Here is a 25,679-nt window from a genome sequence, read left to right as displayed (position 1 = left end):
CGCCGCGCTGCGCGCGCGTCCCGAGGTCGAGGGCAAGGTGGCCGGGATCGGCTACTGCTTCGGCGGCCGGCTCGCCTATCTGGCGGCTGCCTCCGGCGCATCGGCGCCGCCCGCTTTCGCGGCTGATCCCTGGCCGATTCCGGGTCGGTTCCGGGCCACCCTCCCGCTGGCCGGCCAGCCTGCCGCCATCCCTTCGCTGCCCCTGTTCCCGCCTCGCGCATCCTTCGGTTCGCGCCGCGCCGGCCGGGCAGGCACACGATTTGATCCCGTCATCGCTTTTTCGCGCTTTGCAGGTTATATTTTTAGGATATCGGGGCGGCACGGCGGTGGAATCCCCTGATGCGGAGCGGCGAAGCGATTCAGTTACAATACGTGCCCACTGGATGGCGGCAGTAACAGGCCCGGTTCTTGCATGACTCGCCGGGCAACACCGGCATCGCCCCCGCTAGCCGGCTTCGGGCCGGGCGCGGGAAGCACCGCGGATCGCGTCACGGCGCGAGCGGGCCGGACCAGGGGTACCGGGCTAACGGTACCGGAGGCTTTCGGCCCCGACAACGGCAAATGATTGGCAAACCATGACAAAGGCCGTTGCGGGTAATCCCAAAGTGCGGGCAATATCTCGCGATTTGCCGCACATTGAAGAAGCAAGCAGATGACGAACAAACTCTTGACCGAAGCCGAAATCCTGAAGATGAGCGAGAAGGATTACATGAATGACGATCAGCTCGCGTTCTTCAAAAATCGACTCGAACAGCTGCAGGCGGAAATCCTCCGCAATGCGGGCCAGACGACCGAGAACCTGCGTGAAACGGTGATCGTGCCGGATCCTGCCGATCGCGCGACGATCGAAGAGGAACACGCACTCGAGCTGCGCACGCGCGACCGCGAGCGCAAGCTGCTCAAGAAGGTCCAGCAGTCGCTCGCGCGCATCGATTCCGGCGATTACGGCTGGTGCGAGGAAACCGGCGAACCGATCGGCATTCCGCGCCTGATCGCGCGCCCGACGGCCACCCTCTCGCTGGAAGCCCAGGAGCGCCGCGAGCTGCGCCAGAAGCTGTTCGGCGACTGATCCGCCCGGCGCGGCCGCTTCCCGCGCCACCTCACGCTGCTTCGACAGAGCGCGCGGCTTGCCGCGCGCTTTTTGTTTTTCGGGCCGCGCTCCTTGCCCGGCCGGCCTTGCGCCTGCCCGCGGCCCCGGCCGCCCGCGCCCGCGCCGCCCCGCTTCGGGCATTCCCGCTCTTGATATCGCCTCGGCTGCCCTAACATGTCTGCAATACGCGCGGTGCGCCCCGGTGGCCGCGCCGCGCGTCGCCAGGGCGGCGGTGCCCCGCACCCCCGCGTCCTCCCCGGATTCTCTGAAGGAACGCAGATGGAGCAATATCACGGCACGACGATCGTCTCCGTGCGCCGCGGCGAGCAGGTCGCGCTCGGCGGCGACGGCCAGGTCACGCTCGGCAATATCGTCATGAAGGGCGGCGCGCGCAAGGTACGCCGCATCTACAACAACCAGGTGCTGGTCGGCTTCGCCGGCGGCACGGCCGACGCCTTCTCGCTCCTCGACCGTTTCGAGGCCAAGCTCGAGAAACACCAGGGCAACCTGACGCGCGCCGCCGTCGAACTCGCCAAGGACTGGCGCACCGATCGCATGCTGCGCCGCCTGGAGGCGATGCTGATCACGGCCGACAAGACCACCACCCTGGTGATCACCGGCAACGGCGACGTGCTCGACCCGGAAGGCGGGATCTGCGCGATCGGCTCGGGCGGCTCCTACGCGCAGGCGGCCGCGCGCGCGCTGGCCGAGAACACCGAGCTGTCGCCGGGCGAGATCGTCAAGAAGGCGCTCACCATCGCCGGCGACATGTGCATCTACACGAACCACAGCCACATCATCGAAACGATCGAGTAAGGACGCCGACATGAGCACCATGACCCCTGCCGAGATCGTCTCGGAACTCGACAAGCACATCATCGGCCAGCACAAGGCGAAGAAGGCGGTGGCCGTCGCGCTGCGCAATCGCTGGCGCCGCCAGCAGGTGGCCGAGCCGCTGCGCCAGGAAATCACCCCCAAGAACATCCTGATGATCGGGCCGACCGGCGTCGGCAAGACCGAGATCGCGCGGCGCCTGGCCAAGCTGGCCGACGCGCCCTTCATCAAGATCGAGGCCACCAAGTTCACCGAGGTCGGCTACGTCGGGCGCGACGTCGACAGCATCGTGCGCGACCTGATCGAGATCGCCGTCAAGCAGACCCGCGAATCGGAAATGCGCAAGGTGCGCTCGAAGGCGCAGGACCAGGCCGAGGACCGGATCCTCGACATCCTGCTGCCGCAACCGCGCGCGGTGGGCTTCGGCTCGAACAGCGAGACCGCCAACGACGACAACAACGCCACGCGCCAGACCTTCCGCAAGCGCCTGCGCGAGGGCGCGCTCGACGACAAGGAGGTCGAGCTCGACATCGAGCAGCCGCAGGCCGGCATGGACATCATGGCGCCGCCGGGCATGGAAGAGATGACCGAGCAGATCCGCTCGATGTTCTCGAACATCGGCGGCGGCAAAAAGACGCGCCGCAAGGTCAAGATCAAGGAAGCGCTGAAGCTGCTGAGCGACGAGGAAGCCGCCAAGCTGCTCAACGACGAGGAAGTGAAGACGCGCGCGGTGCAGAACGTCGAGCAGAACGGCATCGTGTTCCTCGACGAGATCGACAAGATCGCCTCGCGCAACAACGAGGGCGGCGGCGGGGAAGTGTCGCGGCAGGGCGTGCAGCGCGATCTGCTGCCGCTGGTCGAGGGCACCACGGTCAACACCAAGTACGGGATGATCAAGACCGACCACATCCTGTTCATCGCCAGCGGCGCCTTCCACCTGTCCAAGCCGAGCGACCTGATCCCCGAGCTGCAGGGGCGCTTCCCGATCCGCGTCGAACTCGATTCGCTGTCGGTGAAGGATTTCGAGTCGATCCTGGTGGCCACCGACGCGAGCCTGGTCAAGCAGTACCAGGCGCTGCTCGCCACCGAGGACGTGCAGCTCGAGTTCGCCGATGACGGCATCCGGCGCCTCGCCGAGATCGCCTTCTCGGTCAACGAGAAGACCGAGAACATCGGCGCGCGCCGCCTCTATACCGTGATCGAGAAGCTGCTCGAGGACGTCTCGTTCGCGGCCGGCAATCACGCCGGCGAGGCGGTGACGATCGACGCGGCCTATGTCGACCGCGCGCTCGGCGAGGTCTCGAAGGACGAGGACCTGTCGCGCTACGTGCTGTAAAAAACGCCGCAGGAATGAAAAAAAGGGCGGACCCGCGTCGAGCGGGCCGCCCTTTTTTCATGCGCCGCGCCGGCGTTGCCGCCGGCGCCGGCCGCCTACTGCCGCACCGGCCGCTTGGCCAGCTTGCGCTGCAGCGTGCGCCGATGCATGTTCAGCGCGCGCGCCGTCGCCGAGATGTTGTTGTTGTTCTCGGCCAGCACGCGCTGGATGTGCTCCCATTCGAGCCGGTCGACCGACAGCACCACCGGGTTCTCCAGCGCGTCCTCGGCCTGCACCTCGCTGGCGTTGGTCTGCAGCGCGGCGAGGATCGATTCCACGTTGGCGGGCTTGGACAGGTAGTTGTCGGCGCCGTCCTTGACCGCCTGCACGGCGGTGGCGATGCTCGCGTAGCCGGTCAGCACCAGGATCCGCGCATCGGGCTGCAGGTCGCAGAGCGGCGCGATCAGCGACAGCCCCGAATCCTCGCCGAGATGCAGGTCGACCGTGATGAACTCGAATTTCGACGCGCTCGCGAGCTTCAGCGCCGCATCGCGCGTATGCGCTTGCTGGACGAGATAGCCGCGACGCTCGAGGCCCCGCGCCAGCGTGCCGGCAAATACCTCGTTGTCGTCGATGACGAGGAAGTGGTTGTCGCTCATCGTTTTCTCCTTCGGGTCAGCGTATGGTTAAGCGGTGGCGGGGCGAGGCGGCACGGGCGGGCCGCTCAGGCGATCAGCCCCGCCGATGGGTCCGCGCTCGCGGCCTGGCGCGTCACGGGCAGCCGCAGCAGGGCGCGCGTGCCGCGCGGCGCGGCGTCGGCCAGCTCGATCGTGCCGCCCAGCCGCGAAGCCGCGCTGAAGGCCAGGTAGAGGCCGACGCCATGGCCGCCCTGGGTGCTGTCGACCGGCGCGGTGCCGAGCGATTCGCGCAGCGCGGGCGGGATGCCGGGGCCGTTGTCGACCACCTCGAACACGATCGTGTCGCGCTCGCCCTGCCGCGCGAGCCGCGCCTGCAGGGTCACGCGATCGCGACTCGCGCGTGCCGCGTTGTCGAGCAGGATGGTGAGGATCTGGCCGACCGCGACGGTATCCTCGAGTTCCAGGCCGGCCGGCCCCGCGCCGATCTGCTCGAACTCGACATGCGGATGGCGCAGCCGCCAGTGACGGCCGAAGGTGTCGAGCCAGGTGGCCAGGCTCTCTCGCGCGGCCGGCCCCGAGGCGCGGCTGCGCAGCCGCGCCAGCGCCGAGGTGCATTGCGTCATCTGCTCGTCGAGCACCTTGAGGTCGGCGTCGTAGCGCGCCAGGCCCGGATCGTCGCGCGCCGCGTCGCGCAGCTCCTCGGTCAGCATCGCGATGGTCGACAGCGGCGTGCCCATCTCGTGCGCCACGGTGGCCGCCTGCACGCCCAGCGCGACCGCCCGCTCGTCGCGCAGCAGGCGCTGCTGCGCCTCGCCGAGCGCGGCGTCGCGCTGGCGCAGCGCATTCGACATGCGCGCCACGAACCAGGCGATCAGGCCGACCGAGACCAGGAAGTTCACGCCCTGGCCGGCGCGGTAGTAGTCGAACAGGTTGGCGGGATTGTCGAGGTTGAGCGGCACCGAATTGAAGCCGAGCGCGAAATAGCAGGCCACCGAGAAGGCCGCCAGCCAGACCATCAGGTGCCAGGGCAGCACCGCGGCCGCGATCGCCAGCGAGGGCAGGTAGAGCGAGACGAAGGGATTGGTGGTGCCGCCCGAGAGGAACAGCAGGGCCGAGAGCGCACCGATGTCGACCCACAGCTGGCCCATCAGCTCGAAGTTGGTTTCGGGGCGAGCGCGCAGCACGCGCAGCCAGGTCAGCGCGTTGAACACCACCTCCAGCGCGATCACGCTGAGCATGGCGGGCAGCGGCAGGTTGGCGCCGAAGAACACCTGGGCGACCGCGATCGTGACGAGCTGGCCGATGATCGCGAGCGTGCGCAGCCAGAACAGGTTGCCGAGGTTGACGCGGCCGGTGGTGGTGATTCGTTGCATCATCATCGGCGCAGTTTACTCCGTGGGGCGGGAGCGGCCGGCGTCTCTTCGAGCGGCGCGGCGGGAATGCCGGCGGCGCGGGCGGCCTGCTCGGCGAGCGCGGCAGCCAGGCATTCGGGGCAGAGGCAGGCGCCGGTCGCCTGGGGTGCCTGGGCCGAACCCGCCGTCGCATCGGCCGCGGGCCGCAGCGGCGGCAGCGCCGCGCACCAGCAGACGAACGGCTCGGCACCGGCCGAAGCGCCAGCCGCCGAACCCGCCTTCGGCGCGCCGCAGTCGAACGCGGCGCCGCAGTTCGGGCAGGAGCCCGAGCAGGCGCGCCGCGCACTGCGGCTGGCTGGAACGGCGGTTGCGGCGGGTCGTGGCATCGTCGCGCGGATGGCTGGGGAACAATCCGACAAGCATAGCGCGCCGGCCCGCGATTGCCTCAGCGGCGCCCCGCTGATCGCGCCCTTTTGTCGCACAAAAACCGCGTCGAAACAGGGCTGGCGCAAGCTTCGTCCGAATGGCCGAAAATGCCCAAAAACCGCATGCTGCACTGCGCCAGTTGTGTACAATTCGCCGTGTTTCGCCGTCCCGCTTCACGTTTCAACCGCCCCGAACCCGAGTCCGAGCCATGTCCGATCCCATCGACCTCTCGCAGATCGCTCCCACGCTGAAAGCCGAAATCCTCGCGGAAGCGCTGCCGTACATTCGTCGCTATCACGGCAAGACCGTGGTGATCAAATACGGCGGCAACGCGATGACGGAAGAGCGCCTCAAGCAGGGCTTCGCGCGCGACGTGATCCTGCTGAAGCTGGTCGGCATCAACCCGGTGATCGTCCACGGCGGCGGCCCGCAGATCGACACCGCCCTCAAGAAGATCGGCAAGCAGGGCACCTTCATCCAGGGCATGCGCGTCACCGACGAGGAAACCATGGAAGTGGTGGAATGGGTGCTCGGCGGCGAGGTGCAGCAGGACATCGTCACCCTGATCAACCATTTCGGCGGCCACGCGGTGGGCCTCACGGGCAAGGACGGCGGCCTGATCCACGCGCGCAAGCTGATGATGCCGGACCGCGACAATCCGGGTCAGTACATCGACATCGGCCAGGTGGGCGAGGTCGAGGCGATCAACCCGGCGGTGGTCAAGGCGCTGCAGGACGACGCCTTCATCCCGGTGATCTCGCCGATCGGCTTCGGCGAGGACGGCCTGTCGTACAACATCAACGCCGACCTGGTGGCCGGCAAGCTGGCCACCGTGCTGAACGCCGAGAAGCTCGTCATGATGACGAACATCCCCGGCGTGATGGACAAGGAAGGCAACCTGCTGACCGACCTCTCGGCGCGCGAGATCGACGCGCTGTTCGAGGACGGCACGATCTCGGGCGGCATGCTGCCGAAGATCTCCTCGGCGCTGGACGCGGCCAAGAGCGGCGTGAAGTCGGTGCACATCGTCGACGGCCGCATCGAGCACTCGGTGCTGCTCGAGATTCTCACCGAGCAGCCGTTCGGCACGATGATCCGCTCGCATTGAGCGGGCGCCTTCCCCGCCGCGCGGGCTCCACGGCCCCGCGCGCCGCCGGCAGGCCGGCGGACTCCCGGCCCGCCGCGCCGGCCGCCAGCGGCCCCGGTGCCGACATCGGCGCGCGCCTCGCGCGCCGCCCCCGCCGCCGGCGCCCCCTGGCCGGCCGTCCGGTCTGGCTGTTCGACCTCGACAACACCCTCCACCACGCCTCGCACGCGGTCTTCCCGGCGATCAACACGGCGATGACGCAGTACATCATCGACACGCTGCAGGTCGACCGGGCCCGTGCCGACCATCTGCGCACCTACTACACGCAGCGCTACGGCGCCGCCCTGCTGGGCCTGGCGCGCCATCACCCGGTCGATCCGCACGATTTCCTGAAGGTGGTCCACACCTTCGAGGACCTGCCCTCGATGCTGCGCGCCGAGCGCGGGCTGGCGCGCCGCCTGGCCGCGCTGCCCGGGCGCAAGCTGATCCTGACCAACGCGCCCGAAGTCTATGCGCGCGCGGTGCTGGCCGAGCTCGGCATCGAGCGGCACTTCGAGCGCGTGATCGCGATCGAGCAGATGCGCGACCGCCGCGCCTGGCGCGCCAAGCCCGACGCCACCATGCTGCGCCGCGCGATGCGCGACGCCCGGGTGGCGCTGGCCGAGGCGATCCTGGTGGAAGACACGCGCTCGCACCTGAAGCGCTACAAGCGCCTGGGCATCCGCACCATCTGGATCACCGGGCACCTGCCCGACCATCAGCCGCGCGTGGGACGGCCGCACTATGTCGATCGTCGTATTGCTTCGCTACAATCGCTGCGACTGAGCACACGATCGGGGCGACAGAAATGCAGCCGACTGAACCGCGCCACGCGGCCTTGAACGACGACGAGACCACCGCCGACGGCAGCCCGGGCACCGCCGGGGCCGCCGCGCCGCGCGGCCGCACGCGGCCCAGGCCGGGCGAACGCCGGGTGCTGATCCTGCAGACCCTGGCGGCGATGCTGGAGGCGCCCAAGCGCGAGAAGATCACCACCGCGGCGCTGGCGGCCCGGCTGGAGATCTCGGAGGCGGCGCTGTACCGGCATTTCGCCAGCAAGGCGCAGATGTTCGAAGGCCTGATCGAGTTCATCGAAACCACCATCTTCGGCCTGATCAACCAGATCCTGGAAAAGGAGCCCGACGGCGTGCTGCAGGCGCGCGCGATCGGGCTGATGCTGCTGAACTTCGCGGCCCGCAACCCCGGCATGACGCGGGTGCTGACCGGCGAGGCGCTGGTCGGCGAGCACGAGCGGCTCGGCGAGCGCGTGGACCGCATGCTCGAGCGCGTCGAGGCCTCGGTGCGGCAGTGCCTGCGCCTCGCGCTGGCGGCCAGGGACGATGACGGCAACGGCGAGCAGCCGACCCGCAGCCCGACGAGCGCGGCAGGCGCCGCCGGCGAGGCCGGCGAGGCCGGCGCACCGCTCCAGCCGGCCGGCTACGACCCGGCCCTGCGCGCCAACCTGCTGGTCACCCACGTGCTGGGTCGCTGGCATCGCTACGCGCGCAGCGGCTTCACGAAGTCGCCCGCCGAGCAGGCCGACATCCAGCTGCAGCTGATCCTGCGCTGAGGCAGCGGGCGGGAGTCCACCCCGCCCTGCCCCCGCCCGCGCGCAACCGCCGCGCCGATTTCCGCTATACTTTGCCCGGCTCGTCGCCGCCCTGGGCGCGACGACACCCGAAGAACGCGCCGATTTGCTGACTCGATTGCGGGCGCGCGAACCCACCGGAACACCGGCGGGTTCACTACAAATGCGGCTAAAGAGGTCGTCAGCCGCGCAACTTCGACTCCGCGCATCGCCGACACCGTTTAGCCGCCCAGTCAACAAGGCGGAACGAATGGAATCGATCGGCATCGTCGCTCCTCAGACCATGCATTTCGCCGAACCGCTGCGGCTGCAAAGCGGCAGCGTGCTCGGCAACTACCAGCTCGTCGTCGAGACCTACGGCGAGCTGAACGCCGCACGCTCGAACGCGGTGCTGGTCTGTCACGCACTCAACGCCTCGCATCACGTGGCCGGCATCTACGCGGACGATCCGCGCAGCACCGGCTGGTGGGACAACATGGTGGGCCCGGGCAAGCCGCTCGACACCAACCGCTTCTTCGTGATCGGCGTGAACAACCTGGGCTCCTGCTTCGGCTCGACCGGCCCGATGAGCCTGGACCCGGCCACCGGCACGCCCTATGGCGCGCGCTTCCCGGTGGTGACGGTGGAGGACTGGGTCAACGCGCAGGCGCGCGTGGCCGACGCGTTCGGCATCGAGCGCTTCGCCGCGGTGATGGGCGGCAGCCTGGGCGGCATGCAGGCGCTGGCCTGGAGCCTGATGTACCCGGATCGCGTGGCGCACTGCATGGTGATCGCCTCCACGCCCAAGCTCTCGGCGCAGAACATCGCCTTCAACGAGGTGGCGCGCTCGGCGATCCTGTCCGATCCCGACTTCCACGGCGGCAACTACTACGCGCACCAGGTGATCCCGCGCCGCGGCCTGCGCGTGGCGCGCATGATCGGCCACATCACCTACCTGTCCGACGACGACATGGCCGAGAAATTCGGCCGCGCGCTGCGCCGCGCCGACGGCGCGCTCGACGCCTACAACTTCAATTTCGACGTCGAGTTCGAGGTGGAGTCCTACCTGCGCTACCAGGGCGACAAGTTCGCCGAATACTTCGACGCCAACACCTACCTGCTGATCACCCGCGCGCTCGACTACTTCGATCCGGCCAAGGCCTACGACGGCAATCTCACCGCCGCGCTGGCGAAGACCCGCGCCAAGTACCTGGTGGCCAGCTTCATGACCGACTGGCGCTTCGCGCCGGCGCGCTCGCGCGAGCTGGTCAAGGCCCTGCTCGACAATCGCCGCCAGGTCAGCTACGCCGAGATCGACGCGCCGCACGGCCACGACGCGTTCCTGCTCGACGACGCGCGCTACCACAACGTGGTGCGCGCCTATTACGAACGTATCGCCGTGGAGGTGGGAGCATGAACCAGCAGGCCCTGACGATGCTGTCCGCGCGGCCGGACTTCCGCGCCATCGCGCGCTGGGTCGAGCCGCGCTCGACCGTGCTCGACCTCGGCTGCGCCGACGGCTCGCTGCTCGCGCTGCTGGCCGAGGAGCTCGAGGTGACCGGCTACGGCATCGAGATCAACGACGCGGGCGTGCTCGGCTGCGTGAAGAACGGCGTCAACGTGATCCAGCAGAACCTCGAGGACGGGATGCGCCTGTTCGAGGACCAGAGCTTCGATTTCGCGATCCTCTCGCAGACCCTGCAGACCATCCACCAGACCGCGGCGATCCTGCGCGAGACGGTGCGCGTGGGCCGCGAGTGCATCGTCTCGTTCCCGAACTTCGGCTACTGGGCGCACCGCCTGTCGGTGCTGCGCGGGCGCATGCCGGTGTCGAAATCGCTGCCCTACCAGTGGCACAACACCCCCAACGTGCGGGTGCTGACCATCAAGGATTTCGAGGCGCTGGCGCCCGAGGTGGGCATCGAGATCCTCGATCGGGCCGTGCTGCACGGCGGCCAGCCGGTCCGTTGGGGCGCGAACTGGCGTGGTAGTCTTGCTGTCTATCGCGTCAAGCGAAGCCATCCCTGACGACCCTTCATGACCTCTCCCGAGCAGCACGACGCACCCGCGCTGGCCGCGCACGACGAACATCCCGGCTGGCGAGCCTTCCTGAACACGCGCATGCTGATCTGCGTGTTCCTCGGCTTCACCTCGGGATTGCCGTTGTTCACGCTGGTCTACCTGGTGCAGGCCTGGCTGCGTTCGGAAGGGGTCAACCTGAAGGAAATCGGCCTGTTCGCGCTGATCCAGTTTCCCTATACGTGGAAATTCCTCTGGGCGCCGCTGATGGACCGCTACGTGCCGCGCCTGCCGGGCTGGCGCCCGGGCCGCCGGCGCGGCTGGATGTTCGTCACCCAGCTGCTGGTGGCCGCGGCGATCGCCACCCTGGGCTTCGTCTCGCCGCGCGACTCGATCTGGACCGTGGCCGCGCTGACCACCCTGGTGGCCCTGTTCGGCGCGAGCTCCGACATCGTGATCGACGCCTACCGGCGCGAGCTGCTGCGCGACACCGAGCAGGGGCTCGGCAACGCGGTGCACGTGAACGCCTACAAGATCGCCGCGCTGGTGCCAGGCTCGCTGGCGCTGATCCTCTCCGACCACCTGCCCTGGACCCTCGTGTTCATGGTGACGGCCGCCTTCATGCTGCCCGGCATCGCGATGACGCTGCTGGTGCGCGAGCCCGAGATGCACGGCGCGCCGCCCAAGAACCTGCGCGACGCGGTGATCCTGCCGTTCCGCGAATTCCTCGCGCGCGGCGGCTGGCGCAACGCGCTGCTGGTGCTCGGTTTCATCTTCGTCTACAAGCTCGGCGACGTGATGGCCACCACGCTGTCCACCTCGTTCTTCCTCGACATCGGCTTCAACAAGACCCAGATCGGCGTGCTGGCCAAGACCACCGCGTTCTGGGCCAGCCTGGCCGGCGGCATCCTCGGCGGCATCTGGCTGGTCAAGATCGGCATCGCGCGCGGGCTGTGGATCTTCGGCCTGGTGCAGATCGCCTCCACGCTCGGTTTCGCCTGGCTGGCCGAGGCCGGCCCCGATCCGGTGCTGATGGCGGGCGTGTACGGCTTCGAGACCTTCTCCACCGGGCTCACGCTGGCGGCCTTCACGGCCTATATCGCCAGCACCACCGACCCGCGCTACACCGCCACCCAGTTCGCGCTGTTCACCAGCCTGGCCTCGGTGCCGCGCACGCTGGCCTCGGCCTCCAGCGGCTTCATCGTGGCGAGGATCGGCTGGTTCGACTACTTCCTGGTCTGCGCCGCGCTCGGCATCCCGGGCATGCTGCTGCTGTTCAAGGTCGCGCCCTGGGGCAGCGGCCGCGCGCAGGACGAGGCCGCGCGTGCCGGCTGAGTTCGCGAAAGTCCTCGGCACGGCCGCCGCCGGCTTGCTGCTGGCCTGTGCCGCGCCGGTGCTGGCGGCCAGCGAGGCGGCCGCCGCGTCGGCTCCCGCTGCCCAGCATGCCGCCGGCTACGCGCCGGCCCAGCCCGGCGTGCAATACGGCAATGCCTTTGCGTTCCGCAACCTGATCCCCTCGCCGGTCCTGGAACAGATCACCACCGCGCAATATCGCCAGATGGTGCAGGCCGCCGCGCAGTCGAACACGCTGCTGCCCGCCGACGACGCGCGCGTGAAGCGGCTGCACGGCTTCGTCGACCGGCTCGCGCCCTATGCGGTGAAATGGAACGATCGCGTCAAGGGCTGGCACTGGGAGCTCAACGTGGTGCGCTCGCGCGGCACGCGCATCGTCGGCCTGCCGGGCGGCAAGCTGCTGGTCGACAGCGGGCTGCTCGACCGGCTCCGGCTCAACGACAACGAATGGGGCGTGCTGCTCGCCCACGAGATGGCGCATGCGCTGCGCGAGCACGCGCGCGAGGGGCTCGGCGACATGCAGGTGGCCGCCACGCTCGGCGCCAATCCAATCTCCTCGCTGTACGGCCTGACCGAGCCGCTGCCGGCGCTGCCCGACATCGCCCAGCGACTCGCAGCGCTGCGCTACGGGCCGACCGACGAGACCGAGGCCGACGTGATCGGCGGCGACATCGCGGCGCGCGCCGGCTTCGATCCGCGCGCGGCCATCACGCTGTGGGACAAGCTCGCCGCCGCCACGCGCGGCGACCGCGCGCACGGCTTCATCTACGCCCACCCTTACGACAAGCGCCGCCGGCAGGACCTGCTCAAGCGGCTCGGCGACTGGATGCCGGTGTATGCGAAGGCGATCGGCAAGCGCGTCGAGACGCTGCCGCCTTATGCGGGCATCAGCGCGGTGCAGCGCAAGACGCGGCTGCGCTGAAGCCGCCCGGGGGCGTCGATGCACCGATCTCGATGAGGATGCGCATCGGGCGCATCGGGCGGCGCGCCCTTCTCATTCGACCTCGACGGTCTCGTCGCTCGCCACCAGGCCGCGCGAGGCCTGCACCCAGCGCACCTCGTCGCCGGGGCTGCGGCCGAACATGCGCTTGAATTCGCGGCTGAACTGCGAGGCGCTCGCGTAACCGACACGCACGGCCGCCAGGCCCGCGCTCACGCCGTGCTGCACCAGCAGCAGCCGCGCGTGATGCAGGCGCGTGGCCTTCACGTACTGCATCGGCGAGGTGCCGGTCACGCGGCGGAAATGCGCATGGAACACGGCCGCGCTCATGCCGGCCTCGGCCGCCAGCATGTCGACCGAATGCTCGCCCTCGAGATGCATGTGGATGCGGCGCAGCGCCTTGGCGATGCGGCCGAAGTGATGCTGCTGGGCCAGCGCCGCGCGGATCCCGTCGCCCTGCTCGCCGGTCAGCACGCGATAGCCGATCTCGCGCATGATCGAAGGGCCCAGCACACGCGTGTCGTGCGGCGACTGCAGCACCTCCAGCAGGCGCAGCACCGCGTCGGCCAGCGGCGCGCCGAGCGGCGTCGAGCAGATGCTGTCGGGCTCGCTGACCGCCGCGCCGTGGGTTTCCTCCAGCAGCATCGCCAGCTCGGCGATCACGCCGAGATCGATGCGCACCGAGATCGCCAGGAACGGGCCGTGTTCGGCGGTGAAGGTCTCGCATTCGAAGGGCAGCGGTACCGACATCACCAGGTACTGGCGCTCGTCGTAGACGAAGGTGCGATCGCCGACATAACCGATCTTGCGACCCTGGCAGACGATCACGATGCTGGGCTCGTAGAGCACCGGGCAGCGCGGCGTGGAGGTGTTCACGCGCATGAAGCGCACGCCTTCCAGTTCGGCATCCGTGATGCCGTCGTTCGGGGCGAGCCGGCCGAGCAGCGCGATGATGCGCTGCTGCACGCGCAGGTCGCCATCCGGTATCAGGGGTTCGAAGCTCATTGCGCGTCCCATGGCCGTAATAGGATCAGGCTTGCAATCTAGCATCGTGGGCGGCCCCTGCGTGCTGCGAATGCACAATTCAAGAGGAATGGGCAAAGCTTCAAGACCTTCAGGTATATCGGGTCCCCAGCCCCGTCCCTACCATGGGTACCCGTTTCGTCGCGGCCTCCCGGATCCTCCGGGTACTTCGTTCCAGCGGCTGCACGAATCGTTTCGATTCCCATGGTAAGGAGCCTCCTCAATGAGCACGACTTACGCCTACGCGGCGCAGAGCGCGACTTCGCCGCTCGCCCCCCTCGAAATCCAGCGACGCGCGCTGCGCGATCTCGACGTCCAGATCGAGATCCTCTACTGCGGCGTCTGCCACTCCGATCTGCACCAGACGCGCAACGAGTGGCGCAACTCGGTCTACCCGGTGGTACCGGGCCACGAGATCGTCGGCCGCGTGACGGCGGTCGGCCCGGAAGTGACGCGCTTCAAGACCGGTGACATGGTCGGCGTCGGCTGCCTGGTCGATTCCTGCCGCACCTGCCCGAGCTGCGCGGACGGCCTCGAGCAATACTGCGAGAACGGCTTCGTCGGCACCTACAACGGCCAGGACCGCGTGACGGGCGAGATCACCTACGGCGGCTACTCCTCGCAGGTGGTGGTCGACGAGGCCTTCGTGCTGAGCGTGTCGGACAAGCTCGACCCGGCCGCCGCCGCGCCGCTGCTGTGCGCCGGCATCACCACCTATTCGCCGCTGCGCCAGTGGGGCGCGGGCCCCGGCAAGAAGGTCGGCATCGTCGGCCTGGGCGGCCTCGGTCACATGGGGGTGAAGCTGGCCCGCGCGATGGGCGCGCACGTGGTGCTGTTCACCACCTCGCCCTCGAAGATCGAGGACGGCAAGCGCCTGGGCGCGCACGAAGTGGTGATCTCGAAGGACGAGGCGCAGATGAACGCGCATCTCAACTCCTTCGACCTGATCGTCAACACGGTGGCCGCGCAGCACGACCTCAACCCGTTCCTGAACCTGCTCAAGCGCGACGGCACCATGACGCTGGTGGGCGCGCCCGAGCACGACCACCCGTCGCCGCAGGTGTTCAACCTGATCTTCAAGCGTCGCCGCCTGGCCGGCTCGCTGATCGGTGGCATCGCCGAGACGCAGGAGATGCTCGATTTCTGCGCCGAGCACGGCATCGCCTCGGACATCGAGATGATCAAGATCCAGGACATCAATGCCGCCTACGAGCGCATGCTCAAGAGCGACGTGAAGTACCGCTTCGTGATCGACATCGCCTCGCTGAAGCAGGCAGCCTGAAGTCGGGCAGGCGATGAGGTGAGGCGCTGCCGCCCGGCGGCGCGCCAGCCTCGCCGCGAAAGCAGAACGGCGCCGCCGGGATTCCTCCCGGCGGCGCCGTTTCATCGAGCGGCCTCGCGCTTACTTGTAGTCGTAGTCGACCGTCAGCGGCGCGTGGTCGCTGAACTTGATATCGCGGAAGATCGAGGTCTGCTTGGCGGTACCAGCCACGCCCGGCGTGGCGATCTGGTAGTCGATCCGCCACCCCACGTTCTTCGCGTAGGCCTGGCCGCGGTTGCTCCACCAGGTGTATTGGTCCGGGCGCGGGTCGAGCGTGCGGAACACGTCGACGTAGCCGACCTCGTCGAACAGCTGGGTCAGCCAGGCGCGCTCCTCGGGCAGGCAGCCCGAGTTCTTCTGGTTGCTCTTCCAGTTGCGGATGTCGATTTCCTTGTGGACGATGTTGACGTCGCCGCAGAGGATCACCTCGCGCTTCTTCGCCTTCAGCTCGGCCAGGTGCGGCATGAACTCGGCCATGAAGCGGAACTTGGCCTGCTGGCGCTCCTCGCCGCTCGAGCCCGAGGGCACGTAGACCGAGATCACCGAGAGCTTGCCGTAGCGCGCCTCGACATAACGCCCCTCGCTGTCGAACTCGCTGCTGCCGTAGCCGATGATCAGGTCGTCGGGCTCGCGCCGCGTGTAGAGGCCCGCGCCGCTGTAGCCCTTCTTCTCGGCATGGTGGAAATGGCCGGTGAAGCCGTGCGGCGCCGCGAACTCGGCCGGCAGGTCGTCGGCCGACACCTTGATTTCCTGGACGCAGACGCAGTCGGCCTTCTGGTCGCCGAGCCAGTCGAAGAAGCCCTTCTTCGCGGCCGATCGGATGCCGTTCAGGTTCGCCGTGATGACACGCAGCATGATGTGTTTCCGTTCAGTGTTGTTCGGTTCGTGGGTTGGGGCGCAAGGCGTGATCCGGGCGGCGGCTCACTCGACCTTCACGCCCTCCAGTTCGGGTTTGGCGGGCGGATAGGCCAGCTTCATGGCGGTCAGCTCGCGCAGCAGCAGCTCGGCGACCATCACGTTGCGATGCGTCTTGGAATCGGCCGGGATCACGTACCAAGGCGCATGCGGCGCCGAGGTGGCGGCCAGCGCGTCGCGATAGGCGATCTGGTAGGCATCCCAGTCCTTGCGCGCCTCGAGATCGGAGACGTCGAACTTCCAGTGCTTGTTCGGATCGTCGATACGCGACTGCAGGCGCTCGCGCTGCTCGCCCTTTGAGATGTGCAGGAAGCACTTGACGATGGTGGTGCCCGATTCGTGCAGCATCTCCTCGAACTGGCGGATCTGCCGGAAGCGACGCTCGCATTCGGTCTTGTCGATGCTCTCCAGCACGCGCGGCACCAGCACGTCCTCGTAGTGGCTGCGGTTGAAGATGGTCAGCTCGCCGGCGGCCGGCGCCTGCGCGTGGACGCGCCAGAGGAAGTCGTGCGCCAGCTCGACCGAGGTGGGCGCCTTGAACGGCACCACCCGCAGGCCGAGCGGGTCGACCTCGTGGAACACCGCGCGCACGGTGCCGTCCTTGCCGCTGGTGTCCATGCCCTGCAGCACCAGCAGGAGGCGCTTGCGCGGCTGCGTGTGCAGCATGTCCTGCAGCGCGTCGATCTTCATCGACAGCTCGGACAGGCGCGCCCGGTCGGTGTCCTTCGAGCCCGCCGAGAACGGCTTGGCGCCGGGCTCGAACCGATCGAGCTGGAACGCGGCCGCGGCCTTCTCGTCGGTGTGGAACGGTACGAGGAAATCGTCGAGCGACACTGGCTTCGCCATCACTGCCTCCTGGAACGGGTTCGGGATGTCGCGGACGCTGCCGGCATGGCCGCTGCCGCGACACGAACCGACGAGCATAACGCAACGAGCCGCCGCGGACACCCGGCCCGGCAGCGGCCCGTTGAAGCGGCAGGCGATCCTGCGGCAGGCGATCCCGCCGCGGCCCGCCCCCGCCTCAGCCCAGCTTCTTCTTCAGCAGCTCGTTGACCTGGGCCGGGTTCGCCTTGCCCTTGGTCGCCTTCATCGCCTGGCCGACCAGCGCGTTGAAGGCCTTCTCCTTGCCGGCGCGGAACTCCTCGACCGACTTGGCGTTGGCCGCCAGCACCTCGTCGATGATCGCCTCCAGCGCGCCGCTGTCGGAGATCTGCTTGAGCCCCTTGGCCTCGATGATGCGATCGGCGGCGGCTTCGTCGCCGGCCTTCTCGTCCCAGATCGCCTGGAAGATTTCCTTGGCGATCTTGTTCGAGATGGTGCCGTCGGCGATGCGCTGCAGCACCAGCGCGAGCTGGGCGGCCGACACGGGGCTGGCGTCGATCTCGATGCCCTCGCGGTTCAGCAGCGACGACACGTCGCCCATCAGCCAGTTCGCGGCCACCTTGGCATTGGCCGCGCCGGCCTTGCCCACCAGCGCCTCGAAGTAGGCCGCCATCGCCTTGCTGGCGGTCAGCACCACCGCGTCATAGGGCGTCACGCCGTACTGCTCGACGAAACGCTGCTGCATCGCGGCCGGCAGCTCCGGCATCTCGCCGCGCACGCGCTCGATCCACTTCGGGTCGATCACCACCGGCATCAGGTCCGGATCCGGGAAATAGCGGTAATCCTGTGCGTCTTCCTTGCTGCGCATCGAGCGCGTCTCGCGCTTGTCCGGATCGTAGAGGCGGGTTTCCTGCACCACCGTGCCGCCGTCCTCGATCAGCTCGATCTGGCGACGCACCTCGTAGTTGATGGCGTCCTCCAGGAAGCGGAACGAGTTCAGGTTCTTGATCTCGGCGCGCGTGCCGAACTTCTCCTGCCCCAGCGGGCGCACCGAGACGTTCGCGTCGCAGCGGAACGAGCCTTCCTGCATGTTGCCGTCGCAGATGCCGAGCCACATCACCAGCGCGTGCAGCGCCTTGGCATAGGCCACCGCCTCGGCGGCGCTGCGCATCTCGGGCTCGGTGACGATCTCGAGCAGCGGCGTGCCGGCGCGGTTCAGGTCGATGCCCGTCATGCCCGCGAAGTCCTCGTGCAGCGACTTGCCGGCGTCCTCTTCCAGGTGGGCGCGCGTCAGGTTGATGGTCTTCGAGTAGGCTTCCTTGCCCGCCTTCTCGTTGGCCGGCACCTGGATCGTGAGCTGGCCGCCCTGCACCACCGGGATCTCGTACTGGCTGATCTGGTAGCCCTTGGGGAGATCCGGGTAGAAGTAATTCTTGCGCGCGAAGATGCTGCGCTGCGCCACCGTCGAGCCGAGCGCGAGGCCCAGCCGGATCGCCCGCTCCACCGCGCCGCGGTTGAGCACCGGCAGCACGCCGGGCAGGGCCAGGTCGACCGCGCAGGCCTGGGTGTTGGGTTCCGCGCCGAACTGCGTCGAGGCGCCCGAGAAGATCTTCGACGCCGTCGACAATTGCGCGTGCGTCTCCAGACCGATAACGACTTCCCACTGCTGAGCCATGTCTTACACCCCCGCCGGAACTTGCTTGTGCCAGTCGGTCACGCGCTGGAACGCGTCGGCCACCTGCAGCATCCGGGCTTCGTTGAAATAGTTGCCGATGATCTGCAAGCCGACCGGGCGGCGCGCATTGGCGCCGGCGCCGAAGCCGCAGGGCACGCTCATGCCGGGCAGGCCCGCCAGGCTCACCGACAGCGTGTAGATATCGGCCAGGTACATCTGGACCGGATCGTCGCCCTTGGCGCCGAGATCCCAGGCCACGCTCGGCGAGGCCGGGCCCATGATCACGTCGCACTGCTCGAAGGCGTTCTGGAAATCCTGCGCGATGATGCGGCGGATCTTCTGCGCCTGCAGGTAGTAGGCGTCGTAGTAGCCGTGCGAGAGCACGTAGGTGCCCACCAGGATCCGGCGCTTGACCTCGGGCCCGAAGCCCTCGGCGCGCGACTTCTTGTACATGTCGAGCAGGTCGCCGTACTGGGCGGCGCGATGGCCGTAGCGCACGCCGTCGAAGCGCGACAGGTTCGAGGAGGCCTCGGCCGGCGCGATCACGTAATAGACCGGGATCGAGAGTTCCGTCTTGGGCAGCGAGACCGGCACCAGGGTGGCGCCGAGCGCCTCGTACTGCTTGAGCGCCGCGTCGATCGCCGCGCGCACGTCGGCTGCCAGGCCTTCGCCGAAATACTCGTTCGGCAGGCCGATGCGCAGGCCCTCGAGCGGCCGGCCGGCCGCCGCGTCGGGCGTCCAGGCCTGGCCGAGATGGCGGCCGAACTGCTCGTCGTCGCGCTCCAGGCTGGTGGAATCGCGCGCGTCGAAGCCGGCCATCGCGTCGAGCAGCAGCGCGCAGTCGGCCGCGCTCTGCGCCATCGGGCCGCCCTGGTCGAGCGAAGAGGCGAAGGCGATCATGCCGTAGCGCGACACGCGCCCGTAGGTCGGCTTGATGCCGGTGACGCCGGCGAACGAGGCCGGCTGGCGGATCGAGCCGCCGGTATCGGTGCCGGTGGCGGCCGGCGCCAGGCGCGCGGCCACCGCCGCGGCGCTGCCGCCCGAGCTGCCGCCCGGCACGGCAAGGGTGTCCCAGGGGTTCTTGACGGCGCCGAAGGCCGAGTTCTCGTTGGACGAGCCCATCGCGAACTCGTCCATGTTGGTCTTGCCGAGCGTCACCATGCCGGCCGCGGCGAGCCGCTCGACCACGGTGGCGTCGAACGGGCTGGTGTAGTCGGCCAGCATCTTCGAGCCGGCGGTGGAGCGCCAGCCGCGCGTGACGAACACGTCCTTGTGGGCGATCGGCAGGCCGGCCAGCGGGCCGGCGGTGCCGGCCGCGCGCGCGGCGTCGGCGGCGCGCGCCTGGGCCAGGGTGAGATCGGGGTCGACGTGGACGAACGCGTTGAGCTCGCGCGCCGCGTCGATGCGTTGCAGGTAGAGCTGCGCGAGCTCGACGGCCGAGGTTTGGCCGGCGTCGAGCGCGGCGCGCAGTTCGGTCAGGCTGTTGGCATGCATTGCTGGAGGATTCCTGGATTCTTGAGCGAGCGCGGCGAGCCGCGATCCCGGGCCGGGCGGGCCGGCCTTGTTATTCGATCACCTTCGGCACCAGGAACAGGCCTTCCTGGACCGCAGGCGCCGGGCGCTGGTTCTCGTCGCGATTCACGTGCTCGGTCACGGCATCCTCGCGCAGGCGCTGGGCCACGTCCTGGATCTGCTCGATCGGGTGCGCGAGCGGCGCGATGCCGGTCGTGTCGACGGCGCGCATCTGCTCGACGAGGCCGAAGAAGTCGTTGAGCTGGGCGAGCGTGTGCTCGGCCTCGGCGTCGGCTATCTCGAGCCGCGCGAGGTGCGCGATGCGTTTCACATCGTTCAGGGTCAAAGCCATGCGTTTCACCGGAAAAACTGGGCTTGTGCGACGCATCGGAAGCCGCGCCGCGACAGGGGGTTGGAGGACTCGTTCGAACCCTCAAAAAGCGGGGACGAAGCGGTGAATTGACGGTCCGTTTGGGTTCAAATACCCGGAAATTATAAGGTATCATTACGCGTTCGACCCAGCCCCGGACCGTCCCTCCCGCACGGCTTACCGTTAGCTGCAAGCCGGCTGCCACCAGCCCGCCTGCCGCGCGGCTCGCGCGACGGCCCCGGTAGATTTCACACGCAGCTTCGCGTTCCCGAGGCGGCCGCTCCCGCCCGATCCGAGGCTGTTATTTTTTCCGCCGCCACCCCAGCGCGCCAACTCGGCCCGGGGTCGGCCCAGAGCGAGACAGGATTCTGAATGTTCGGTTTTTTGCGCAGCTACTTCTCCAACGATCTCGCGATCGATCTCGGCACCGCAAACACCCTCATCTACATGCGCGGCAAGGGCATCGTCCTCGATGAGCCGTCCGTCGTGTCGATCCGCCAGGAAGGCGGCCCCAACGGCAAGAAGACGATCCAGGCGGTCGGCAAGGAAGCCAAGCAGATGCTCGGCAAGGTGCCGGGCAACATCGAGGCGATCCGTCCGATGAAAGACGGCGTGATCGCCGACTTCACCGTCACCGAGCAGATGATCAAGCAGTTCATCAAGACGGCGCACGAGTCGCGGATGTTCTCGCCCTCGCCGCGCATCATCATCTGCGTGCCCTGCGGCTCGACCCAGGTCGAGCGCCGCGCCATCAAGGAAGCCGCGCACGGCGCCGGCGCCTCGCAGGTCTACCTGATCGAGGAGCCGATGGCGGCCGCGATCGGCGCCGGCCTGCCGGTCTCGGAAGCCACCGGCTCGATGGTGGTCGACATCGGCGGCGGCACCACCGAGGTGGGCGTGATCTCGCTGGGCGGCATCGTCTACAAGGGTTCGGTGCGCGTGGGCGGCGACAAGTTCGACGAGGCGATCGTCAACTACATCCGCCGCAACTACGGCATGCTGATCGGCGAGCAGACCGCCGAGGCGATCAAGAAGGAAATCGGCTCCGCCTTCCCCGGCTCCGAGGTCAAGGAGATGGAAGTGAAGGGCCGCAACCTGTCGGAAGGCATCCCGCGCAGCTTCACGATCTCCAGCAACGAAATCCTCGAGGCGCTGACCGATCCGCTGAACCAGATCGTCTCGTCGGTGAAAATCGCCCTCGAACAGACCCCGCCGGAACTGGGCGCCGACATCGCCGAGCGCGGCATGATGCTGACCGGCGGCGGCGCGCTGCTGCGCGACCTGGACCGCCTGCTGGCCGAGGAAACCGGCCTGCCGGTGCTGGTCGCCGAGGATCCGCTGACCTGCGTGGTGCGCGGCTCCGGCATGGCGCTCGAGCGCATGGACAAGCTCGGCAGCATCTTCTCGTACGAATAAATCCGGGCCCGGGCCGCGTCGTCGGGCGACGCGCGCGGCCCATGCCGGCGGGCGCCCGCCCCCGGCAGCAGTCACCGACGACGCACGCGCGACGCGCCGGCTTGGCAAGATCAGCCGAACCGCCGCGCGTTTTTCGCGTCTGAGGATCATTTAACCGATCAAGCGCCCGGCGCCGACCATGGAATACAGTCCGCCGCCCCTCTTCAAGCAAGGTCCTTCCGCGCTCGCGCGGCTGATCTTCTTCGTCGCGCTGGCGATCGCGCTCCTCGTCTCGGATGCGCGCTTCAGTACGCTCGAAATCGTCCGGGGCATCCTGGGCACCGCGCTGTTCCCGCTGCAACGGGCCGCGCTGGTGCCGCGCGACCTGTTCATGGGCGCCGCCGACCTCGCCGCCACCAATGCCTCGCTGCGCCACGACAACCAGCAGCTGCGCGAGCGCAACCTGGCGCTGTCGCTGCAGGCCAACCAGGCCGGCCAGCTGATGTCCGACAACGCGCACCTGCGCGCCGTGCTGGGCCTGCGCGCGCGGATCGCCGCCCAGTCCACCCCGGTCGAGATCCAGTACGACACCAGCGATCCGTTCTCGCAGAAGGTGGTGATCGGCCACGGCTCGCACGACGACATCCAGAACGGCGCGCCGGTGGTGACCGAGGACGGCGTGGTCGGCCAGGTCACGCGCGTGTTCCCGCTGCAGTCCGAGATCACCCTGATCACCGATCGCGACCTGGCGATTCCCGTGCAGGTGCTGCGCACCGGGCTGCGCAGCGTGATCTACGGCACCCCGAAGGGCGATTCGCTGGACCTGCGCTTCGTGCCGACCAGCGCCGACCTGATGGTGGGCGACGAGCTGGTGACCAGCGGCCTGGACGGCACCTACCCGCCGGGCCTGCCGGTGGCCAAGGTGGTGCGGATCGACAAGCTGGCCGACACCGCCTTCGCGCACGTGGTCTGCATGCCGGTGGCGGCGGTGCGCGGCGCGCGCGAGATGCTGGTGCTGCACTACCAGAACGACGTGCCGCCGCGCCCGGTCGACCCGGACGCGGACAAGAACGCCAAGGGCAAGAAGGGCGCGAAGGCCGCCGACAAGGGCAAGGGCGCGGCGCCCGCCGCCGGCGAGAAGCCAGCCGCCACCGCGCCGGCGCCGGCCCAGGCCGCCCCGGCAGCCCCCGCCGCCAGGAGCGGCCGCCCCGCGCCCGCCGCGAAGCCGGCAACCAATACCCAGCCCGCCCCGCCAGCCACCCAGCAGGCCCCGGCCGCCGCGCCGTCCCGGGGAACGCAGCCATGAGCCGCCCGCAATACATCCTGCAGCCGGTCAACCCGACCTTCATCGTCTTCAGCCTGGCGGTCGCCTTCCTGCTGAACCTGATGCCCTGGGGCCGGCTGCCCGGCGTGCCCGACTTCGTGGCCCTGGTGCTGCTGTTCTGGAACATCCACCAGCCGCGCAAGGTCGGCATGGGCGTGGCCTTCCTGCTCGGCATCCTGATGGACGTGCACGACGCCGGCCTGCTCGGCGAGCACGCGCTGGCCTACACGCTGCTGTCCTATGGCGCGATCACGATCCACCGCCGCGTGCTGTGGCTCTCGCTCGGCGTGCAGATGTTCTACGTCGCGCCGCTGCTGGTGCTGGCCCAGCTGGTGCCGTTCGTGATCCGCCTGATCATGGGCGCCGCCTTCCCCGGCTGGAGCTACCTGGTCGACGGCTTCGTGGAGGCCGTGCTGTGGCCGGTCGCCAGCCTCCTGCTGTTGATGCCGCAACGCCGCCCGGTCGATCCGGACGACACGCGGCCGATCTGAGCCGCCCCGGCCGCCTCATGTCGAGCGCCCCGCTTCCGTCCTCCCCGGCGCCGCTCGCCGCCGTCGCCCTGCCGGCCGCGATGCCGGCCCAGGCGCCGGCCGCCGTCCTGCCCCCGCTTTTCCCCGATTCCGCATGACCGAATTCAAGGACACCCAGCAGCAGCTCTCGAAGTTCCGCCTGCGCGTCGCGGCGGCGGGCCTGTTCGTGTTCGTCTGCTTCGGGCTGCTGGCCACGCGCTTCTTCTACCTGCAGGTCTGGCAGCACGGCAAGTACGCGCTGCAGGCCGACGAGAACCGCATCTCGGTGGCGCCGATCGTGCCGAACCGCGGCATCATCACCGACCGCAACGGCGTGGTGCTGGCGCGCAACTACTCGGCCTACACGCTCGAGATCACGCCCTCGAAGCTGACCGACACGCTCGACAACACCATCACCGCGCTCTCCGAGGTGGTGCCGATCGACGCGCGCGACCGGCGCCGCTTCAAGAAGCTGCAGGAGGACTCGAAGAACTTCGAGAGCCTGCCGATCCGCACCCGCCTGACCGACGAGGAAGTCGCGCGCTTCACCGCGCAGCGCTGGCGCTTCCCCGGCGTCGAGGTGCGCGCGCGGCTGTTCCGCCAGTACCCGCTGGGGCCCACCGCCGCGCACGTGATCGGCTACATCGGCCGGATCTCGAAGCGCGACCAGGACAAAATCGACGCGATGAGCGACGAGAACGACAGCGATCCCGAGCATTACGATCCGCGTCGCGACGCCAACAACTACAAGGGCACCGACTACATCGGCAAGATCGGCGTCGAGCAGAGCTACGAGACCGACCTGCACGGCATCACCGGCTTCGAGGAGGTCGAGGTGACCGCCGGCGGGCGCCCGGTGCGCACGCTCTCGCGCACCCAGGCCACGCCCGGCAACAACCTGGTGCTGTCGCTCGACATCGGCCTGCAGCAGGTGGCCGAGCAGGCCTTCGCCGGCAAGCGCGGCGCGCTGGTGGCGATCGAGCCGGCCACCGGCGACGTGCTGGCCTTCGTGTCCTCGCCGAGCTTCGATCCCAACTCCTTCGTGGACGGCATCGACCAGCAGACCTGGGACGAGCTCAACAACTCGCCCGACAAGCCGCTGCTGAACCGCCCGCTGCACGGCACCTACCCGCCCGGCTCGACCTACAAGCCCTTCATGGCGCTGGCCGGCCTGGAGCTGGGCAAGCGCACGCCGGGCTGGGGCTTCCAGGATCCCGGCTACTTCACCTTCGGCGGCCACACCTTCCGCAACGACGTGCGCTCGGGCCAGGGCTGGGTGGACATGAACCGCGCCATCATGGTGTCGAACGACACCTATTTCTACATGCTGGCGCGCGACCTGGGCGTCACCAACATCGCCAACTTCATGAAGCCGTTCGGCTTCGGCCAGATCACCGGCATCGACATCCAGGGCGAGGCGCGCGGCGTGCTGCCCTCGCCGGAATGGAAGAAGAAGACCTTCCGCAAGCCCGCGCTGCAGAAGTGGTACGACGGCGAGACCATCAGCCTGGGGATCGGCCAGGGCTACAACTCCTTCACGATCCTGCAGCTGGCGCACGCGATGGCCACGCTGGCCGACAACGGCGTGGTGATGAAGCCCCACCTGGTCAAGGAAGTCGAGAACCCGATCACCCGCGAGCGGCACCTGACGGTGCCCAAGGAAAGCGAGGTGATCCCGCTCAAGCAGGCCGACATCGACGTGGTCAAGCGCGGCCTGGAGAACGTGATCGAGAATCCGTCCGGCACCGCCTACAAGATCTTCCGCGGCGCAGCCTACACGGCGGCCGGCAAGACCGGCACGGCCCAGGTGTTCTCGCTGCAGGGCGCCAACTACCACGGCCACCTGCTGGCCGAGCACCTGCGCGACCACGCGCTGTTTACCGCCTACGCGCCGGCCGACCACCCGCGGATCGCGCTCGCGCTGATCGTCGAGAACGGCGGCTGGGGCGCGCAGTCGGCCGGCCCGATCGCGCGCAAGGTGCTGGACTTCTACCTGGTCGAGCGCCAGAACCCGACCAACGAGGCCGCCGCGGTGGCCGCCGCCGCCTCGGCGACCGAGCCGGTCAGCGCGCCGGTGGTGGGCGACACCACGCGGCCGGTGGAGATCGCCACGGGCTTCACGGCGCTGCCGCAGCCGGTGCCGCCCGCCGCGG

Annotated in this window: 25 protein-coding genes; 16 read left to right on the top strand and 9 right to left on the bottom strand. The window is 68.7% G+C overall.

The features are described 5' to 3' along the window. The 4 genes from F3J18_RS38685 to hslU all read left to right on the top strand — a co-directional run. On the top strand, window positions 1–340 hold a 340-nt coding region (locus F3J18_RS38685; RefSeq protein ID WP_345892529.1), incomplete at its 5' end, for a dienelactone hydrolase family protein. 312 nt (window positions 341–652) lie between these two features. After that, window positions 653–1,069 carry an RNA polymerase-binding protein DksA gene (gene dksA, locus F3J18_RS24525; RefSeq protein ID WP_013699713.1) on the top strand — a complete coding sequence of 139 codons (417 nt, stop codon included), beginning with the start codon at window positions 653–655 and terminating at the stop codon, window positions 1,067–1,069. A 300-nt stretch (window positions 1,070–1,369) separates the two neighbouring features. Continuing rightward, a complete protein-coding gene (gene hslV, locus F3J18_RS24520; protein WP_013699714.1) occupies window positions 1,370–1,906 on the top strand; it encodes an ATP-dependent protease subunit HslV in 537 nt (178 codons plus the stop codon). Window positions 1,907–1,916: 10 nt separating this feature from the next. Further along, on the top strand, window positions 1,917–3,260 hold the full coding sequence (hslU, locus tag F3J18_RS24515) for an ATP-dependent protease ATPase subunit HslU (RefSeq protein WP_013699715.1): 1,344 nt from the start codon (window positions 1,917–1,919) through the stop codon (window positions 3,258–3,260). 95 nt (window positions 3,261–3,355) lie between these two features. Here the strand turns inward: hslU and F3J18_RS24510 are convergent, their stop codons facing one another. From F3J18_RS24510 to F3J18_RS24500, 3 genes are all read right to left on the bottom strand, one after another. Then, window positions 3,356–3,898, bottom strand: coding sequence for a response regulator transcription factor (locus F3J18_RS24510; RefSeq protein ID WP_013699716.1), 543 nt, complete (start codon window positions 3,896–3,898; stop codon window positions 3,356–3,358). Between the two features lie 65 nt (window positions 3,899–3,963). Continuing rightward, window positions 3,964–5,250, bottom strand: a complete 1,287-nt coding sequence (locus F3J18_RS24505; protein WP_036052934.1) for an ATP-binding protein — start codon at window positions 5,248–5,250, stop codon at window positions 3,964–3,966. A gap of 2 nt (window positions 5,251–5,252) precedes the next feature. Further along, complete coding sequence (locus F3J18_RS24500; RefSeq protein ID WP_166914688.1) at window positions 5,253–5,615, bottom strand: cysteine-rich CWC family protein; 363 nt, start codon at window positions 5,613–5,615, stop codon at window positions 5,253–5,255. A gap of 248 nt (window positions 5,616–5,863) precedes the next feature. On the opposite strand from F3J18_RS24500, the gene argB reads away from it, so the two are divergent. From argB to F3J18_RS24465, 7 genes are all read left to right on the top strand, one after another. Further along, window positions 5,864–6,763 (top strand): acetylglutamate kinase, encoded by a 900-nt coding sequence (gene argB / locus F3J18_RS24495; RefSeq protein WP_025102279.1) that lies wholly within the window; start codon window positions 5,864–5,866, stop codon window positions 6,761–6,763. Window positions 6,764–6,867: 104 nt separating this feature from the next. Next, a complete protein-coding gene (locus F3J18_RS24490; RefSeq protein ID WP_166914690.1) occupies window positions 6,868–7,623 on the top strand; it encodes a pyrimidine 5'-nucleotidase in 756 nt (251 codons plus the stop codon). After that, window positions 7,590–8,351 (top strand): nucleoid occlusion factor SlmA, encoded by a 762-nt coding sequence (slmA, locus tag F3J18_RS24485; protein WP_166914686.1) that lies wholly within the window; start codon window positions 7,590–7,592, stop codon window positions 8,349–8,351. Before F3J18_RS24490 ends, slmA begins: the two co-directional genes overlap by 34 nt. 268 nt (window positions 8,352–8,619) lie before the next feature. Next, window positions 8,620–9,765, top strand: a complete 1,146-nt coding sequence (locus tag F3J18_RS24480; RefSeq protein WP_166914684.1) for a homoserine O-acetyltransferase — start codon at window positions 8,620–8,622, stop codon at window positions 9,763–9,765. Further along, on the top strand, window positions 9,762–10,376 hold the full coding sequence (gene metW / locus F3J18_RS24475; RefSeq protein WP_013699723.1) for a methionine biosynthesis protein MetW: 615 nt from the start codon (window positions 9,762–9,764) through the stop codon (window positions 10,374–10,376). The genes F3J18_RS24480 and metW overlap by 4 nt, the downstream gene beginning before the upstream one ends. A 9-nt stretch (window positions 10,377–10,385) precedes the next feature. Next, window positions 10,386–11,702, top strand: coding sequence for an AmpG family muropeptide MFS transporter (locus F3J18_RS24470; RefSeq protein ID WP_025097214.1), 1,317 nt, complete (start codon window positions 10,386–10,388; stop codon window positions 11,700–11,702). Then, window positions 11,692–12,642, top strand: coding sequence for a M48 family metallopeptidase (locus tag F3J18_RS24465; protein ID WP_166914683.1), 951 nt, complete (start codon window positions 11,692–11,694; stop codon window positions 12,640–12,642). Before F3J18_RS24470 ends, F3J18_RS24465 begins: the two co-directional genes overlap by 11 nt. 72 nt (window positions 12,643–12,714) lie before the next feature. Here F3J18_RS24465 and F3J18_RS24460 read toward each other — a convergent pair whose 3' ends face one another. Further along, a complete protein-coding gene (locus F3J18_RS24460) occupies window positions 12,715–13,665 on the bottom strand; it encodes an AraC family transcriptional regulator (protein ID WP_166914681.1) in 951 nt (316 codons plus the stop codon). Window positions 13,666–13,906: 241 nt separating this feature from the next. Here F3J18_RS24460 and F3J18_RS24455 point away from each other — a divergent pair, with 241 nt between their 5' ends. After that, on the top strand, window positions 13,907–14,965 hold the full coding sequence (locus F3J18_RS24455; RefSeq protein WP_166914679.1) for an NAD(P)-dependent alcohol dehydrogenase: 1,059 nt from the start codon (window positions 13,907–13,909) through the stop codon (window positions 14,963–14,965). 120 nt (window positions 14,966–15,085) lie between these two features. On the opposite strand, the gene F3J18_RS24450 is transcribed toward F3J18_RS24455, so the two are convergent. From F3J18_RS24450 to gatC, 5 genes are all read right to left on the bottom strand, one after another. Next, on the bottom strand, window positions 15,086–15,859 hold the full coding sequence (locus F3J18_RS24450; protein ID WP_025097218.1) for an exodeoxyribonuclease III: 774 nt from the start codon (window positions 15,857–15,859) through the stop codon (window positions 15,086–15,088). Window positions 15,860–15,925: 66 nt separating this feature from the next. Next, window positions 15,926–16,765 (bottom strand): PPK2 family polyphosphate kinase, encoded by an 840-nt coding sequence (locus F3J18_RS24445; RefSeq protein WP_025097219.1) that lies wholly within the window; start codon window positions 16,763–16,765, stop codon window positions 15,926–15,928. Window positions 16,766–16,940: 175 nt separating this feature from the next. Further along, the gene (gene gatB, locus F3J18_RS24440) at window positions 16,941–18,416 is read right to left on the bottom strand and encodes an Asp-tRNA(Asn)/Glu-tRNA(Gln) amidotransferase subunit GatB (protein ID WP_025097220.1); all 1,476 of its coding nucleotides are present in this window, start codon (window positions 18,414–18,416) and stop codon (window positions 16,941–16,943) included. Between the two features lie 3 nt (window positions 18,417–18,419). Then, complete coding sequence (gene gatA, locus F3J18_RS24435; RefSeq protein WP_025097221.1) at window positions 18,420–19,910, bottom strand: Asp-tRNA(Asn)/Glu-tRNA(Gln) amidotransferase subunit GatA; 1,491 nt, start codon at window positions 19,908–19,910, stop codon at window positions 18,420–18,422. A gap of 70 nt (window positions 19,911–19,980) precedes the next feature. After that, window positions 19,981–20,280, bottom strand: a complete 300-nt coding sequence (gatC, locus tag F3J18_RS24430) for an Asp-tRNA(Asn)/Glu-tRNA(Gln) amidotransferase subunit GatC (RefSeq protein WP_025097222.1) — start codon at window positions 20,278–20,280, stop codon at window positions 19,981–19,983. Window positions 20,281–20,670: 390 nt separating this feature from the next. Here gatC and F3J18_RS24425 point away from each other — a divergent pair, with 390 nt between their 5' ends. From F3J18_RS24425 to mrdA, 4 genes are all read left to right on the top strand, one after another. After that, entirely contained in the window at window positions 20,671–21,714 is a 1,044-nt protein-coding gene (locus tag F3J18_RS24425; RefSeq protein WP_004189550.1) for a rod shape-determining protein, read from the top strand. 178 nt (window positions 21,715–21,892) lie between these two features. After that, window positions 21,893–22,999, top strand: coding sequence for a rod shape-determining protein MreC (gene mreC / locus F3J18_RS24420; RefSeq protein WP_166914677.1), 1,107 nt, complete (start codon window positions 21,893–21,895; stop codon window positions 22,997–22,999). Then, a complete protein-coding gene (gene mreD / locus F3J18_RS24415; RefSeq protein WP_025097224.1) occupies window positions 22,996–23,508 on the top strand; it encodes a rod shape-determining protein MreD in 513 nt (170 codons plus the stop codon). The genes mreC and mreD overlap by 4 nt, the downstream gene beginning before the upstream one ends. 133 nt (window positions 23,509–23,641) lie before the next feature. Then, window positions 23,642–25,679, top strand: a 2,038-nt coding sequence (gene mrdA / locus F3J18_RS24410; RefSeq protein WP_166914675.1) for a penicillin-binding protein 2, incomplete at its 3' end; no start/stop codon positions are given.

It is taken from the genome of Burkholderia sp. Ax-1720, assembly GCF_011753035.1.
In the GTDB taxonomy this organism is placed as follows: domain Bacteria; phylum Pseudomonadota; class Gammaproteobacteria; order Burkholderiales; family Burkholderiaceae; genus Burkholderia; species Burkholderia gladioli.
The sequence above is the reverse complement of the archived record's forward strand: the minus strand, read 5'-3'. Positions and strand labels throughout refer to the sequence as shown.

Excerpts from the sequence above, each read along its gene's own strand:
- dksA (WP_013699713.1), top strand. The coding sequence starts at position 653 with ATGACGAACAAACTCTTGACCGAAGCCGAAATCCTGAAGATGAGCGAG.
- hslV (WP_013699714.1), top strand. The coding sequence starts at position 1,370 with ATGGAGCAATATCACGGCACGACGATCGTCTCCGTGCGCCGCGGCGAG.
- hslU (WP_013699715.1), top strand. The coding sequence starts at position 1,917 with ATGAGCACCATGACCCCTGCCGAGATCGTCTCGGAACTCGACAAGCAC.
- F3J18_RS24510 (WP_013699716.1), bottom strand. The coding sequence starts at position 3,898 with ATGAGCGACAACCACTTCCTCGTCATCGACGACAACGAGGTATTTGCC.
- F3J18_RS24505 (WP_036052934.1), bottom strand. The coding sequence starts at position 5,250 with ATGCAACGAATCACCACCACCGGCCGCGTCAACCTCGGCAACCTGTTC.
- F3J18_RS24500 (WP_166914688.1), bottom strand. The coding sequence starts at position 5,615 with ATGCCACGACCCGCCGCAACCGCCGTTCCAGCCAGCCGCAGTGCGCGG.
- argB (WP_025102279.1), top strand. The coding sequence starts at position 5,864 with ATGTCCGATCCCATCGACCTCTCGCAGATCGCTCCCACGCTGAAAGCC.
- slmA (WP_166914686.1), top strand. The coding sequence starts at position 7,590 with ATGCAGCCGACTGAACCGCGCCACGCGGCCTTGAACGACGACGAGACC.
- F3J18_RS24480 (WP_166914684.1), top strand. The coding sequence starts at position 8,620 with ATGGAATCGATCGGCATCGTCGCTCCTCAGACCATGCATTTCGCCGAA.
- metW (WP_013699723.1), top strand. The coding sequence starts at position 9,762 with ATGAACCAGCAGGCCCTGACGATGCTGTCCGCGCGGCCGGACTTCCGC.
- F3J18_RS24470 (WP_025097214.1), top strand. The coding sequence starts at position 10,386 with ATGACCTCTCCCGAGCAGCACGACGCACCCGCGCTGGCCGCGCACGAC.
- F3J18_RS24460 (WP_166914681.1), bottom strand. The coding sequence starts at position 13,665 with ATGAGCTTCGAACCCCTGATACCGGATGGCGACCTGCGCGTGCAGCAG.
- F3J18_RS24455 (WP_166914679.1), top strand. The coding sequence starts at position 13,907 with ATGAGCACGACTTACGCCTACGCGGCGCAGAGCGCGACTTCGCCGCTC.
- F3J18_RS24450 (WP_025097218.1), bottom strand. The coding sequence starts at position 15,859 with ATGCTGCGTGTCATCACGGCGAACCTGAACGGCATCCGATCGGCCGCG.
- F3J18_RS24445 (WP_025097219.1), bottom strand. The coding sequence starts at position 16,765 with ATGGCGAAGCCAGTGTCGCTCGACGATTTCCTCGTACCGTTCCACACC.
- gatB (WP_025097220.1), bottom strand. The coding sequence starts at position 18,416 with ATGGCTCAGCAGTGGGAAGTCGTTATCGGTCTGGAGACGCACGCGCAA.
- gatA (WP_025097221.1), bottom strand. The coding sequence starts at position 19,910 with ATGCATGCCAACAGCCTGACCGAACTGCGCGCCGCGCTCGACGCCGGC.
- gatC (WP_025097222.1), bottom strand. The coding sequence starts at position 20,280 with ATGGCTTTGACCCTGAACGATGTGAAACGCATCGCGCACCTCGCGCGG.
- F3J18_RS24425 (WP_004189550.1), top strand. The coding sequence starts at position 20,671 with ATGTTCGGTTTTTTGCGCAGCTACTTCTCCAACGATCTCGCGATCGAT.
- mreC (WP_166914677.1), top strand. The coding sequence starts at position 21,893 with ATGGAATACAGTCCGCCGCCCCTCTTCAAGCAAGGTCCTTCCGCGCTC.
- mreD (WP_025097224.1), top strand. The coding sequence starts at position 22,996 with ATGAGCCGCCCGCAATACATCCTGCAGCCGGTCAACCCGACCTTCATC.